This is a genomic window from Streptomyces sp. NPDC059917, from assembly GCF_042730635.1.
GTDB lineage: Bacteria > Actinomycetota > Actinomycetes > Streptomycetales > Streptomycetaceae > Streptomyces.
On sequence record NZ_JBHWLC010000047.1, the window covers coordinates 1 to 13,123 of the forward strand.

General features: G+C 75.2%; 11 protein-coding genes. 8 read left to right on the forward strand and 3 right to left on the reverse strand.

Annotated elements, in window-relative coordinates:
- Nucleotides 1-86 precede the first annotated feature (86 nt).
- The 3 genes from ACFWAR_RS25105 to ACFWAR_RS25115 all read left to right on the forward strand — a co-directional run bounded on the left by ACFWAR_RS25105 (nucleotide 87) and on the right by ACFWAR_RS25115 (nucleotide 3,795).
- A complete protein-coding gene (locus tag ACFWAR_RS25105) occupies nucleotides 87-1,163 on the forward strand; it encodes a TIGR04222 domain-containing membrane protein (RefSeq protein WP_385781155.1) in 1,077 nt (358 codons plus the stop codon).
- Nucleotides 1,164-1,247: 84 nt separating this feature from the next.
- Complete coding sequence (locus ACFWAR_RS25110) at nucleotides 1,248-2,039, forward strand: TIGR04222 domain-containing membrane protein (RefSeq protein WP_385781158.1); 792 nt, start codon at nucleotides 1,248-1,250, stop codon at nucleotides 2,037-2,039.
- An 82-nt stretch (nucleotides 2,040-2,121) separates the two neighbouring features.
- A complete protein-coding gene (locus ACFWAR_RS25115; protein WP_385781160.1) occupies nucleotides 2,122-3,795 on the forward strand; it encodes an alpha/beta hydrolase in 1,674 nt (557 codons plus the stop codon).
- 112 nt (nucleotides 3,796-3,907) lie between these two features.
- Here the strand turns inward: ACFWAR_RS25115 and hemQ are convergent, their stop codons facing one another.
- Entirely contained in the window at nucleotides 3,908-4,621 is a 714-nt protein-coding gene (hemQ, locus tag ACFWAR_RS25120) for a hydrogen peroxide-dependent heme synthase (RefSeq protein WP_385781163.1), read from the reverse strand.
- Nucleotides 4,622-4,644: 23 nt separating this feature from the next.
- Complete coding sequence (gene hemG, locus ACFWAR_RS25125; protein ID WP_385781166.1) at nucleotides 4,645-6,168, reverse strand: protoporphyrinogen oxidase; 1,524 nt, start codon at nucleotides 6,166-6,168, stop codon at nucleotides 4,645-4,647.
- Between the two features lie 204 nt (nucleotides 6,169-6,372).
- Here hemG and ACFWAR_RS25130 point away from each other — a divergent pair, with 204 nt between their 5' ends.
- Nucleotides 6,373-7,758 (forward strand): FAD-dependent oxidoreductase, encoded by a 1,386-nt coding sequence (locus ACFWAR_RS25130; RefSeq protein ID WP_385781169.1) that lies wholly within the window; start codon nucleotides 6,373-6,375, stop codon nucleotides 7,756-7,758.
- A gap of 82 nt (nucleotides 7,759-7,840) precedes the next feature.
- Here ACFWAR_RS25130 and hemE read toward each other — a convergent pair whose 3' ends face one another.
- Nucleotides 7,841-8,905, reverse strand: coding sequence for a uroporphyrinogen decarboxylase (hemE, locus tag ACFWAR_RS25135; protein ID WP_385781172.1), 1,065 nt, complete (start codon nucleotides 8,903-8,905; stop codon nucleotides 7,841-7,843).
- Between the two features lie 91 nt (nucleotides 8,906-8,996).
- Here hemE and ACFWAR_RS25140 point away from each other — a divergent pair, with 91 nt between their 5' ends.
- From ACFWAR_RS25140 to ACFWAR_RS25155, 4 genes are all read left to right on the forward strand, one after another.
- The gene (locus ACFWAR_RS25140; RefSeq protein ID WP_354379178.1) at nucleotides 8,997-9,647 is read left to right on the forward strand and encodes a DUF3000 domain-containing protein; all 651 of its coding nucleotides are present in this window, start codon (nucleotides 8,997-8,999) and stop codon (nucleotides 9,645-9,647) included.
- Between the two features lie 320 nt (nucleotides 9,648-9,967).
- Nucleotides 9,968-10,630, forward strand: coding sequence for a LuxR C-terminal-related transcriptional regulator (locus ACFWAR_RS25145; RefSeq protein WP_385781174.1), 663 nt, complete (start codon nucleotides 9,968-9,970; stop codon nucleotides 10,628-10,630).
- A gap of 148 nt (nucleotides 10,631-10,778) precedes the next feature.
- Nucleotides 10,779-12,059, forward strand: a complete 1,281-nt coding sequence (locus tag ACFWAR_RS25150; RefSeq protein ID WP_385781177.1) for an HRDC domain-containing protein — start codon at nucleotides 10,779-10,781, stop codon at nucleotides 12,057-12,059.
- A 161-nt stretch (nucleotides 12,060-12,220) separates the two neighbouring features.
- Nucleotides 12,221-12,988 carry a ferritin-like domain-containing protein gene (locus ACFWAR_RS25155; RefSeq protein WP_385781180.1) on the forward strand — a complete coding sequence of 256 codons (768 nt, stop codon included), beginning with the start codon at nucleotides 12,221-12,223 and terminating at the stop codon, nucleotides 12,986-12,988.
- Nucleotides 12,989-13,123: the final 135 nt, after the last annotated feature.

Genomic DNA, 13,123 nt, shown 5'->3' on the forward strand with positions numbered 1-13,123 from the left:
GGCGGGCACCCCGCGCGCCCGGCGTCCGGCGCGGTGCCCGCCGACCGCTCCGCGGACACCGCCGCGGCGGCGGGGCGGGGTGCGAGATGAACGTGCTCGCCGGCTGCGTCTGGGTGGCCGTCCTCCTCTCCTCGCTCGCGCTGCACCTGGGGATCCGCCGCTTCCGCACCCGCCCGGCCGGTCCCGTGCCCCGGCTGCACGACCTCTCCGAGGCCGCCTTCCTCTCCGGGGGTCCGGGCCGGGTGGTCGACGCCGCGCTCGTCTCGCTGCTGTGCGACGGTCGACTCGTCGTCGGCGGTCCGGGCATCGTCCACGCCCTGCCCGGGGTACGGGCCCACGACCCCGCCGAGCGGGCGGTGCTCCTGGCGCACTCCACGGCGCCCTCGGGGGCCCTGCACGTGCTGCGGCTGGCGGCGATGCGGGATCCCGCCGTCCAGGAGATCGGTGACGACCTGGCCGACCGCGGGCTGATCGCCCTGCCCGGCACCGGCCGGATCTGGCGGCGCTGGGGGATCGTCCAGGTCGTCGTCTGCGTGCTGGGCCTCCCGCTGTCGGTCGCGGCCACCATCGTGCAGTTCGCGGGGCCGCTGGACCATTCCTTCCACGTGCCCTTCGTCGTCGAGGTGCTCCCCGCCCTGCTGGGCGGCGGGGTGGCGGGCGTGATGGGCGCCGCCCGGGCACGGGGCCGGGTCACCACGGCCGGGCGGCGGGCCCTGCACGAGATGCGCGCCCAGTACGCGCACGACCGCGGCGCACCGGTCCAGGCCGCGCTGTTGGGGCTGGTGGGCGTCCGGGATCCGTACCTGCGGGCGCAGTTGCTGCCCGCCGCCCGGCTCGGCGCCCGCGCCGCCGCCTCGTCCGCGGCTGCCCGCGGTCGCCACGGCGGCCGTCACGACGCCCACGGGACCGGGTCTTCCCCCGACGTGCTGCCCGTCGTATGGTGCGCCGGGAGCGACGGCGGCGGACCGAGCGGCTGTGGCGGGACCTCCGGGTCGAGCTGCGGCGGTTCGGGATCCGGTTGCGGCTCCTCGGGGAGCAGCTGCGGTGGCTCCTCCGGCGGTTCCGGCTGCGGCGGCTCCAGCGGTTCGAGCTGCAGCAGTTCGAGTTGCGGTGGTTCGAGTTGCAGTAGTTCGTCCGGTTCCAGCTGCTCCAGCAGTTCCTGACCCTTCATCACGAGCGCGTCACGAGGTGCTCACGCCTCGGCACCACCCCCGACCAGGAGCTTCAACACCTTGTAGAAACTGGCCATGTTCTGGGTCCTGTTCCTCCTGACGGCCTGGGCCGGAGCGCTGTTGTCGTGCGCCCGCCTGCTGAGCGCCGCGACCGACGACGCGCCGCCCGCCACCGGCGGCGCCACCGCGCACCACCACGACGAACTGACCCTGTACGAGGTCGCCTACCTGGCGGGCGGTCCCCGGCGGGTCGCCGACCTGACGCTGCTCTCCATGGAGCGCCGGCGGCGCCTGCTGCTGACCCGCACCGGGTGGGCGACCGTACTGGATCCGGTCGGCCGCGATCCGCTGGAGCGTGCGGCGCTGGACGCCTTCGGACCCGACGGACAGTCGCCGGTGGAGTCCGTCCGCACCGCGGTGGCCGCCCACGAAGCCGTACGGGCGCTCGCCGGCCGGCTCGGCGAGGCCGGGCTCGCCCTGCCCGAGGACGCCCGCGCGGGGGTCGCCTCCGGGGTCGAAGCCGTGCGCGGGGCCAGCGCGTTGATCCTCGTGATGGCCGCCGCCTCCCTCGTCGTGCCCTCCGGCGGCGCCTCCCCCACCTTCATCATGTGCTGGTTCGCGCTGCCGTTGATCCTCACGCTGGGCTGCCTGGCCATCGCCCGCGTCGAGTCCCATCCCTACTCCGCGTGGGCCTCCCCCGCCGGACAGAGGCTGCTGACCGCCCTGGACCGCGAGCGCGGGCGCGGGCGCGGCGAACCGCTCGTGGCCGTCGCCGTGCACGGGGTGCGCGCCCTCGGGGATCCGGACCTGCGCGCCGCGCTGTCCTGCGGCAACCGGGGGACGCTCCCGCGGCAACGGGAGTACTGAGCGCGACACCCGGCGGTGATCCTGTACAACCGCACCGGCCTGTCGTCCCATCAGTTGATCCGATGAGACGACAGGGGCCGCCATGCGGACGACGCCGACCCGCTACGGAGCCGCCGCGGCGCTCCTCTCCCTCGCCCTGTGCGCACCCACGGCCGCCGCCCGGGCCGCCGAGGGCCCCGCCCCCCGCCCCCTCCCGCACGCCGAGACCGCCGTCGAGCGCGCCGGGCGCCTGGGGGCCGAGATCGTGGCCCACCGGGCCGCCGCGCACCGGCTCGACTTCCGCGCCTGCCCCGCGAGCGAGGGGCTGGCCGCCCCCGTGCGCTGCGCCCTGCTGCGCGTACCGCTCGACTACGCCCGCCCCGACGGGCCGCAGATCTCGCTGACCGTCAGCCGGGTCACCGCCACCGGCGCCCGGGGCGCCCGCCAGGGCTCCCTCGTCTACAACCCCGGCGGCCCCGGCGCCTCCGGCATGTACTTCCCGCTCGTCGCCGACCTGCCCGAGTGGCGGCGCGTCGCCGCCGCCTACGACCTGGTCGGCTACGCCCCGCGCGGGGTCGGCCGCTCGGCCCCGCTCTCCTGCCGGGACCCCGCGGCGCGGCCCGAGGGTCCCACCCAGGTCCCGGAGCGGCCCTCCCCGGCCTACAAGCGCCAGCGGCTCGCCGCCGCCGAGGAGTACGCGCGGGGCTGCGCGCGCCGGGCGGGCGCGGCGCTGGCGCACTACACCACCCTCGACAACGTCCGGGACCTGTACGTGTTGCGCGCCGCGCTGGGCGAGGCGCGGCTCAACTTCCTGGGGGCCTCGTACGGGACCTACCTCGGGGCGGTCTACGCGACGCTCTATCCGGGCCAGGTGCGCCGGTTGGTCCTCGACTCGGCGGTCGATCCGGATCCGGCGCGGATCTGGTACCGCAACAACCTCGCCCAATCGGCCGCGTTCGAGCGGCGCTGGGCCGACTTCCGCGCCTGGGCGGCCCGCCACCACGACGTCTACGGGCTGGGCCGGACGGCCGCGGCGGTCGGTGCGAGCTACGAGGCGGTCCGGGCCCGGGTGGCCCGCGAGCCCGCGGGCGGGGTCGTCGGCACCGGCGAGTTGCAGGCGGCGTACCTGCGGGCGGCGTACTACGACGAGGTCTGGCCGCGGCGGGCGGCGGCGCTCGGCGCCTACCTGCGCGGCGACCCGGGGCCGCTGATCGAGCAGGCCGGGCCGGACCCGGCGGCGGCCGCCGAGGTCGAGAACGCGCGGGCGGTCTACACGGCGGTGCTGTGCAACGACGCGCCCTGGCCCGAGGACTGGGCCACCTGGGACCGCGACAACACCGAACTGGCCCGGAGCGCCCCCTTCGAGACCTGGTCCAACGCCTTCCTGAACCTGCCCTGCGCCTCCTGGCCGGCGGCCGCGCGGCGGCAGCGTCCGGTGGACGTGGGCGGGGGCGCGGGCGAGGGGGTGCGGGCGGCGCTGCCCCCGACGCTGGTGGTGGCCGCCGAGCGGGACGGGGCGACCCCCTACCCGGGGGCGCTGGAACTCCAGCGCAGGCTCGGGCCGCGGGCCGCGCTGGTCACGGAGACGGGGGCCGGTACCCACGGCGTGGTCGGCGGACGCAACGACTGCGTGGACCGGCACGTGGAGCGGTATCTGCTGACGGGTGCCACGGCGGGGTGGCGCGTCGCGTGTGCGCCGCATCCGGAGCCCGCACCGGTGTCGCTGGACGACCGGGCAGCGGGCACCCGAAGGGTGTCGCTGCCGCCAGTCGTCTGAACTTCCGGGCGGGATCTCCGGCTGCGTCGATTCGGGGGCAGGGCCTCCCGATCCCCGGAGGCCGCGTCGGTCTGAACACGCGGTCCTCCGGTCCTTCCCCCCAGGGGAGGTATCAGGCGAGCCCGGCCACCAGATCGGCGACGGACTTGCGGCGCCCGGTGTAGAAGGGCACCTCTTCGCGGACGTGCATGCGGGCCTCGGAGGCGCGCAGGTGACGCATGAGGTCGACGATGCGGTACAGCTCGTCGGCCTCGAAGGCCAGCATCCACTCGTAGTCGCCCAGCGAGAAGGAGGCGACGGTGTTGGCACGCACGTCCGGGTAGCCGCGGGCCATCATGCCGTGGTCCTTGAGCATGCGGCGACGGTCCTCGTCGGGCAGCAGGTACCAGTCGTAGCTGCGTACGAAGGGGTACACGCTGACGTAGTCGCGCGGGTTCTCGTCGGCCAGGAAGGCCGGGATGTGCGACTTGTTGAACTCGGCCGGGCGGTGCAGGGCCATGTTCGACCACACCGGCTCCAGCGCGCGGCCCAGCTTGGTGCGGCGGAACAGGTTGTAGGCGGTCTGCAGCTCGTCCGAGGTCTCGGCGTGCCACCAGATCATGATGTCCGCGTCGGCGCGCAGGCCGGAGACGTCGTAACTGCCGCGGACGGTGATGTCCTTCGCGGCGAGCTGGTCGAACAGCTCCTGGACCTCGTCGGCGTAACCGGCGCGGTCCTCCGGGAGGACGTCCTTCAGCTTGAAGACGGACCACAGGGTGTAGCGAATGACCTCGTTGAGGTCCTTGGCCTTCTTCCCCGCGTTGGGAATCTTCTCTGGTGCAGTCATGTGCCTATTGTCCCGTGTCCTGATCAGTGCTCTGTGCCTGGGGTGCCGAACGCGCTCGCGGAGCCCGCCGCGGGCGCGCCGGAGCGCCCCGCGGCCAGTGCCCCGGCCACCGCGTCGACGGCCCGGTGCGCGCTGGCGACGCACGCCGGGATGCCCACGCCGTCGTACAGCGCGCCGCACACCGCGAGCCCGGGCAGGCCCGCGACGGCCGTCCGGATCCGGGCCACCCGGTCCAGGTGCCCGACCGGGTACTGCGGCAGTCCGCCGGTCCAGCGGGTGACGGCCGAGGCCACCGGGCGGGCGGCCAGCCCCACGGCCTCGCCGAGGTCCGCGAGCGATACGTCGACCAGCTCGGCGTCCTCCCGCTCCAGGACGGCCTCGTCGCCGTGGCGGCCGACGGAGGTCCGCAGCAGGAACAGGTCCGGGTCGGTGCCCGACCAGGCCCACTTGTTGCTGGAGAAGGTCGACGCCTTGATGGTGCGGCCGTCCACCGGCGGCACCAGGAAGCCGCTGCCGGTCAGCCCGGCCGGCAGTTCGGAGCGCCGGAAGGCCAGGGTGACCAGCGCCATCGAGGCGTAGTCGACCCCGCGCAGCTCTCCGGCGGCCGCGGGCGCGAGGCGCTCCAGCAGGGTCGCCGCGGGGCCCGCGGGGGTGGCCAGGACCACGGCGTCGGCCTCGATGACCTCGGCCGGGGCGGAGCCGGAGCCGCCGGTCACCACGCGCCAGCCCGTCGGCGTGCGCAGCAGTTCGCGCACGGGCGTCCCGGTCAGGATCCGCGCCCCGGCGGCGCGGCAGGCCTCGGCGACGGCGAGCGGGAGGCGGCCGATGCCGCCCTCGATGCCCGCGAAGACGGGGCCGGTGTCCTGCGGCCGCTCGGCGGCCCGGCGCTGGATCTCCCGGACGCCCTCGGCGAGCGAGCGGTGGGTGCGGGCGGCCTCGAAGAGCTGGGGCACGGCGGCCCGCATCGAGATCCGGTAGGCGTCCCCGGCGTAGACCCCGCCGAGCAGCGGTTCCACGAGCCGGTCCACGACCTCGCGGCCGAGCCGGGCGGCGACGTACGCGCCGACGGCCACGTCCTCGCCCAGCTCGGTGGGGGCGAGCTCCGCGTCGGCGGCGATCCGGGCGAGGCCCTCGGCGGAGAGCACGCCCGAGGCGGCCAGCAGGGCCGGGTCGCCCGGGACGCCCATGACGTGGCCGCGCGGCATCGGCCGCAGGGCGCCCCGGGTCCACAGGGCGGCGGTGGCGGTGGCGGGTGCCTGCAGGGCGTCCCCGAGGCCGACGGCCCGGGCCAGCTCCACGGCTTCGGGGCGGCGGGCGAGCACGGATTCGGCGCCGAGGTCGACGGGGAGCCCGGCGAGTTCCCCGGCGCGCAGCTTGCCGCCGAGCCGCGCACCGGCCTCCAGCACGGTCACCCGCGCGCCGGTGGCGAGCAGCCGGTGGGCCGCCGCGAGTCCGGCGATGCCGCCGCCGATGACCACCGCGTGGCCGGGCCGGCCGGAGCCGCGCCGCTCATCGGGGTCGTCGTCGGCGCGTCCGCCCGTACTCATGTCCGCTTCCTGCATGGACACATCGTCTCAGACCGATCACCGCGGCCGGACCGTGACCGCGTCGGGGCCGACCCCGGGCCGACCCCGGGCCGACCCGGGGCCGCCGCGGCGCCGCCGGAATCGGAGCGGGACGTGACGGACTGAACGTCCGTTCGGACGTAGCGTGTTACCGACGTGCAGGACGACGGAGGGACGGTAGGGGCGATGGCGGCGACGGAACGACTGGTGGTGGTCGGCGGCGACGCGGCGGGGATGTCCGCCGCCTCGCAGGCCCGGCGGCTCAAGGGCCCGGCGGAGCTGGACATCGTCGCCTTCGAACGGACGGGCTTCACCTCGTACTCCGCGTGCGGGATCCCGTACTGGATCGGCGGGGCCGTCGCCGGACCGGACGAGCTGATCGCCCGGACCCCCGAGGAGCACCGGGCGCGCGGGATCGACCTGCGCACCGGGACCGAGGTGCTGGAGTTGGACCTGGCCGGCCAGCGGGTGCGCGCCCGGGATCTGGAATCGGGGTCCGAATCCTGGACGGGTTACGACCGGCTGGTCCTGGCGACCGGCGCCCGCCCGGTCCGTCCCCGGCTGCCCGGGATCGACGCGCGGGGGGTGCACGGCGTCCAGTCCCTGGACGACGGGCAGCGCCTGATGGACACCCTGGAACGCGGGGACGTCCGGCGCGCGGTGGTGGTCGGCGCGGGCTACATCGGCGTGGAGATGGCGGAGGCCCTGGTCCTGCGGGGCTTCGAGGTGACGGTCCTGCACCGGGGCGCGCAGCCGATGGCCACCTTGGACCCGGACATGGGCGGCCTGGTGCACGCGGCGATGAACGCGATGGGGATCCGTACGGTGGCGGGGGCCGAGGTCACGAAGATCCTCACCGACGAGGAGGGCCGGGCCCGCGCGGTGGCCACGGCGACGGGCGAGGAGTACCCGGCGGACGTGGTGGTGCTCGGCATCGGCGTGGAGCCGCGCACCGGCCTGGCCCGGGCGGCCGGGCTGCCGCTCGGGGAGTCGGGCGGGCTGCTGACGGACCTCGCCATGCGGGTCCGGGGGCACGAGAACATCTGGGCCGGTGGGGACTGCGTGGAGGTGCTGGACCTGGTGTCGGGCCGCACCCGGCACATCCCGCTGGGCACGCACGCCAACAAGCACGGGCAGGTGATCGGCTCGGGGGTGGGCGGCGGCTACGCGACCTTCCCCGGGGTGGTGGGCACCGCGGTGAGCAAGGTGTGCGACCTGGAGATCGCCCGTACGGGCCTGCGCGAGCGGGACGCGCGGGAGGTGGGCCTGCGCTTCGTGACCTCGACGATCCGCTCCACGAACACGGCCGGGTACTACCCGGGGGCGGCGGAGATGACGGTCAAGATGCTGGCCGAGCAGCGCTCGGGTCGGCTCCTGGGGGTCCAGATCGTGGGCGGGGCGGGGGCCGCGAAGCGGGTGGACATCGCGGCGGTGGCGCTGACGGCCGGGATGACGGTCGACCAGGTCGTCTCGCTGGACCTGGGGTACGCGCCGCCGTTCTCTCCCGTGTGGGATCCGGTGCTGGTCGCCGCGCGCAAGGCGGTGGCGGCGGTCCGCTCGGCGGGGGTCTGACCCCCGCCGCCCCGGGACCCCGGTCCTCGAACGCCGGGCGGGCTGGAATCGGCCGTGCCGATCACCGGCCCGCCCGCGCGCGTCAGCTCTGCGTCCGGGTGTGGACGTAGTCCACCAGGCGGGTCAGGGCCGTCGGGTCGGTCGTGGGGAGCACGCCGTGGCCCAGGTTGAAGATGTGGCCCTCCAGACCGGCGGCCGCGTCCAGGACCTCGCGGGTCTTGGCCTCCACGGCCTCGGTGGTGGAGAAGAGGACCGCCGGGTCCAGGTTGCCCTGGAGCGCCTTGCCGGGGCCGACCCGGCGCACGGCGTCGGCCAGCGAGACCCGGTAGTCGACGCCCACGACGTCGGCGCCGGCCTCGCCCATGAGGCCGAGGAGTTCGCCCGTGCCCACGCCGAAGTGGATCCGCGGGACGCCGTAGGAGGCGACGGACTCCAGGACCTTCGCGGAGGCGGGCATCACCGAGCGGCGGTAGTCCGCCGGGGCGAGCGCGCCGACCCAGGAGTCGAAGAGCTGGACCGCGGAGGCGCCCGCCTCGATCTGGACCTTGAGGAAGGCGGAGGTGATCTCGGCCAGCCGGTCGAGCAGCTCCGCCCACAGCTCCGGGTCCCCGTACATCAGGGCCTTGGTGTGCTCGTGGTTCTTGGACGGGCCGCCCTCGACGAGGTAGCTCGCGAGGGTGAAGGGCGCACCGGCGAAACCGATCAACGGCGTGCCGCCGAGTTCACCCGTGAGGAGGCCGATGGCCTCGGTGACGTACCAGACGTCCTCGGGGGTGAGGTCGCGCAGCTGTGCGAGGTCCTCGCGGCGGCGGATCGGCTGGGCGACGACCGGGCCGACGCCCGGCTTGATGTCCAGGTCGATGCCGATGGCCTTGAGCGGGACCACGATGTCGGAGAAGAAGATGGCCGCGTCCACGCCGTGGCGGCGCACGGGCTGCATCGTGATCTCGGTGACCAGGTCGGGCCGCATGCAGGATTCCAGCATCTGCGTGCCCTCGCGGACCTTGCGGTACTCGGGGAGCGAGCGCCCCGCCTGGCGCATGAACCACACGGGCGTGTGCGGCACCGGCTCGCGGCGGCAGGCCTTCAGGAAGGCGGAATCGTACGTCTGACTCGGCGTGCCCTTCGGGCTCTCGTTGGCGCTCACGACCCAAATCTTCGCACGTATGAAGAAGTGCCCGGCCCGGCGCGGGTGTCCCTGCGCCGTACGGGCGTCCGCTGCGCCTAGTCTTCCCCGCATGGCTGCGGCTCAGGGACGATTTTCAGATGGCGCTGACGGTGTGGACAGCGCGAAGGAGAGCTCCGTCCCGCTCCCGTTCCGGCGGGCGGTCGACGGCTTGAAGAAGGCGCGGCTGCGCCCCGGGATCGAGATCGACCCGACGAAGGCGCCCCAGCGACTGGCTCCGTACGCCTACGCGCTGGAAGCCGCGGTCGTCGACGGCGAGGACGACCTCGCCGACGGGCGGCTCATCCTGCTCCACGACCCGTCCGGGCACGACGCCTGGCACGGGACCTTCCGGCTGGTGACGCTCGTACGGGCGGAGCTGGAGCCGGAGATGGCCGCCGACCCGCTCCTCCCCGAGGTGTGCTGGTCCTGGCTGACCGGGGCGCTGGACGCGCGCGGGCTGACGTACGGGGAGGCGAGCGGCACGGTGACGATGGCCGGGTCGCACTACTTCGGCGGGCTCGCGGAGCGCCGGCCCGCGACGCAGATCGAGATCAGAGCCTCGTGGACGCCCCGCGAGGGGGTGGGCGGGGTGCCGGACACGGCGGCCCACCTGGCCGCCTGGTGCGACCTGCTGTGCCAGACCGCGGGGCTGCCGCCGGTCGGGCCCGTGGACACGGCGGTGGTCTCCCTGCCACAGCGGCGCGGTCCGCACCACCCGTAGCGAAGGGGCCGGACGGCCCTGTCGCGCGGCCCCCGCGGGTGGTCGCGCGGCGCCCCGGCGTCGGCCGCCACGGCCCCGGCGGGACCCCGGGACCCCCGCCCGCGCCGGTATCCGGCTGTCGGAACGGGGCGTCGGATGCGGCCTTCTGATCAACCCTTGATCGATCGCGCGTCCGAATTGCCCGAATTGTTACTCACTAAATCGTGATCATTCCCTAAAGCCGGGCGGGTGACGTGCCGAAGGAGTCAATGACCATCCGCACGGTGGGCAGCGGCTCCTTCCCCGGCCGCCACCCACTCGCCACTCCCTCAGGAGGCCTGGTGTCCGTTCTTCTCGAGCAGCCCGCAAGCCTGGTCGCCTACCGCCCGAACAAGCCGACGGCCATGGTTGTCGTGGCCGACCCGCGCGTCCGCTCCACCGTGACCCGCCACCTGTGGGCTCTCGGGGTTCGTGACGTCATCGAGGCTTCGTCCATCGCGGAGGCCCGCCCCCGCGTCGGAAGCCCGCGCGACATCTGCGTGGCCGACGTGCACCTGCCCGACGGTTCCGGTCTCACCCTGCTCTCCGAGACCCGTGCCGCGGGCTGGCCCAACGGCCTGGCCCTGTCCGCCGCCGACGACATCGGCGCGGTACGCAACGCCCTCGCGGGCGGAGTCAAGGGCTACGTCGTCACCGGAACCCGTACCAACATCGGGCTCCCCAGCCGGCCCGGCACCGCGCCCATCGGCGCGGCCGCCGCCCGGATGCACCGCCGCCCCCCGGGTGCCCCGAGCCACCCGGGCGGCTACCGCGAGCTGTCCGGCCGCGAGGTCGAGGTCCTGCGCCTCGTCGCGGAGGGCCAGTCCAACAAGGCCATCGGCGTCTCGATGGGCCTGTCCGCCCTGACCGTCAAGTCCCACCTCGCCCGGATCGCCCGCAAGCTGGGCACCGGCGACCGGGCCGGGATGGTCGCCGTCGCACTGCGGACCGGGATCATCCACTGACCCCGACCCCAGGGTCCCCGGCCCACGCCCCCGGTCACCGCCGGACGGCACACCGGGGCACCCGGGGGAACGTCCGTCTTCCCACCTCGCGCCCGTCGCCGGAACGTTCCGGCGACGGGCGCGGCGCATCCACCGATACCCTTGACCGGTGACCGACGCCCAAGAGACCGCAGCAGACCTGCGCACCACCACCGGGGGCGGCCCCCCGGACGACGAGGTTTCGTCCGATGGGCTGCCCATCCCCCTGCTCGAACCGCGCGAGGGCATCCCTCCCGTGGTCGCCGACGACGAGGCCCTCGCCCGTGTGGTCGCGGCCTTCGCCGCGGGCACGGGACCCGTGGCCGTCGACGCCGAGCGCGCCTCCGGGTACCGCTACGGCCAGCGCGCCTACCTGGTGCAGCTCCGCCGCGAAGGGGCCGGATCCGCGCTGATCGACCCCGTGGGGTGCCCCGACCTCTCCTCGCTCGGCGAGGCGCTGTCCGGCACCGAGTGGATCCTGCACGCCGCCACCCAGGACCTGCCGTGCCTGCGCGAAATAGGCATGGTGCCCACCTCCCTGTTCGACACCGAGCTGGCCGGTCGCCTCGCCGGCTTCCCCCGGGTCGGACTCGGCGCGATGGTCGAGAGCGTGCTCGGCTACGCGCTGGAGAAGGGCCATTCCGCCGTCGACTGGTCCACCCGCCCGCTGCCGGAGCCGTGGCTGCGCTACGCCGCTCTGGACGTGGAGCTGCTGGTGGACCTGCGCAACGCGCTGGAGAAGGAGCTGGACCGGCAGGGCAAGCTCGACTGGGCGCACCAGGAGTTCGACGCCATCGCCGCCGCCCCGCCCGCCCCGCCGCGCAAGGACCCCTGGCGGCGGACCTCCGGAATGCACAAGGTGCGGCGCCGCCGGCAGATGGCCGTCGTGCGCGAATTGTGGGAGGCCCGCGACCGGATCGCCCAGCGACGTGACGTATCCCCGGGCAAGGTTTTGGGCGATGCGGCGATCGTCGAGGCCGCCCTCGCCCTCCCGCTCAACGTGCAGGCACTGTCCGCCCTGCCCGGTTACGGGCAGCGGATCGGCCGGCGCCAGCTGGAGCAGTGGATGGCGGCCGTGGACCGCGCCAAGGCCCTGCCCGAGAACGAGCTGCCGCAGCCCGGGGCCACCCCGGCCGGCCCCCCGCCGCCGCGCTCCTGGGCGGACAAGGACCCGGCCGCCGCGGCCCGGCTGGCGGCGGCCCGCACGGCCGTCTCCGCGCTGGCCGAGGGGCTGAACCTGCCCCAGGAGAACCTGATCACCCCGGACAGCGTCCGGCGGCTGTGCTGGGAGCCCCCCTTCCGGGTCTCCGACGCTTCCGTGGCCGAGGCCCTGGCCTCCTACGGAGCCCGCGCCTGGCAGATCGAGCAGGTCACCCCGGCGCTGGTGACGGCCCTCTCGGCCACCGCCTGACCACCCCTGCCCGACCCGTCCCCCGCGCCCCGCGCGCCCAGAACCCCCGGTCCCGAGGACCGGGGGTTCTTCGTCGTCCGGCGCCGCCGCGTCTGTCCCGGTTCGGCAACAGACCCGCCGATCCGCTTTTGAACATGCTCAAATCGAGCTAGTTTTTGAACATGATCAAATGGGGGTACGACGCATGGGTACGGGACTTCGAGGCCGAGCGGGAGCGCCGCGCCCGGGTGGGCGACCCCGACTGGAGCGGGGGCGCCGTGCTGGATCCGGCGCTGGTGCGGAGCCTGCAGCGGTTCCAGGTCGGTGAGGACGGGGACGGCTCCGCGCTGATCGGCAAGGCGCGGCGCGCGGGGGACCCGGCGTACGCGCGGGCGGTCCGGCTCTTCGTGGCCGAGGAGCAGAACCACGCGCGGATGCTGGCGCTCCTGCTGGCGGCGGGCGGCGCGGACACGCTGTCCGGCCACTGGAGCGACACGGTGTTCGTCCGGCTGCGCCGGACGCTGGGGCTGCGGGTGGAGCTGCTGGTGCTCATGGTGGCCGAGGTGGTGGCGCTGCGGTACTACCGGGCGGTGCGGGACGGCGCCGCGGACCCGCTGGTGGCGGAGGTGGCGGGGCGGATCCTGGCGGACGAGGAGCGCCACGTGCCCTTCCACTGCCGACGGCTGCGGGAGGGGCTGGCGGGACTCCCCCGGCCGGGCCGCCGGGCGGTGGTCGCGGCCTGGCAGGTGCTCCTCGCGGGCGCGGCCGTGGTCGTGTCCGTCGACCACGGCCCGGCCCTGCGCGGCCTCGGGGTGCGCCGGGGCGCCTTCGTCCGGGACGTGCTGCGCTCCTCGGCCGAGCCGGGCGGCGCGATGTGCGGCGCCCCGGGGCGGCCGGTGGCGGGCGGCGCCGCGTCCCGCGCCCGGGCCCTCGGGCGCCGTACGGGCTGACGCGCCCGGGGGTCGGCGGGAGGAGCGCCGGAGTGTGACCTTCGACGCTCCTTCGGGTGGGGGTGTCCACAAGGGTTACCCGCAAGTAGCATGGGGCAGGTGAGCGGGCGCTCAGGACATCTGGCCGCGCCCCCG

Bases quoted from the DNA above. Each gene is read 5' to 3' on its own strand.
- ACFWAR_RS25155 (WP_385781180.1), top strand. From the start codon at position 12,221: ATGATCAAATGGGGGTACGACGCATGGGTACGGGACTTCGAGGCCGAG.
- hemG (WP_385781166.1), bottom strand. From the start codon at position 6,168: ATGAGTACGGGCGGACGCGCCGACGACGACCCCGATGAGCGGCGCGGC.
- ACFWAR_RS25110 (WP_385781158.1), top strand. From the start codon at position 1,248: ATGTTCTGGGTCCTGTTCCTCCTGACGGCCTGGGCCGGAGCGCTGTTG.
- ACFWAR_RS25115 (WP_385781160.1), top strand. From the start codon at position 2,122: ATGCGGACGACGCCGACCCGCTACGGAGCCGCCGCGGCGCTCCTCTCC.
- ACFWAR_RS25130 (WP_385781169.1), top strand. From the start codon at position 6,373: ATGGCGGCGACGGAACGACTGGTGGTGGTCGGCGGCGACGCGGCGGGG.
- hemQ (WP_385781163.1), bottom strand. From the start codon at position 4,621: ATGACTGCACCAGAGAAGATTCCCAACGCGGGGAAGAAGGCCAAGGAC.
- ACFWAR_RS25140 (WP_354379178.1), top strand. From the start codon at position 8,997: ATGGCTGCGGCTCAGGGACGATTTTCAGATGGCGCTGACGGTGTGGAC.
- ACFWAR_RS25105 (WP_385781155.1), top strand. From the start codon at position 87: ATGAACGTGCTCGCCGGCTGCGTCTGGGTGGCCGTCCTCCTCTCCTCG.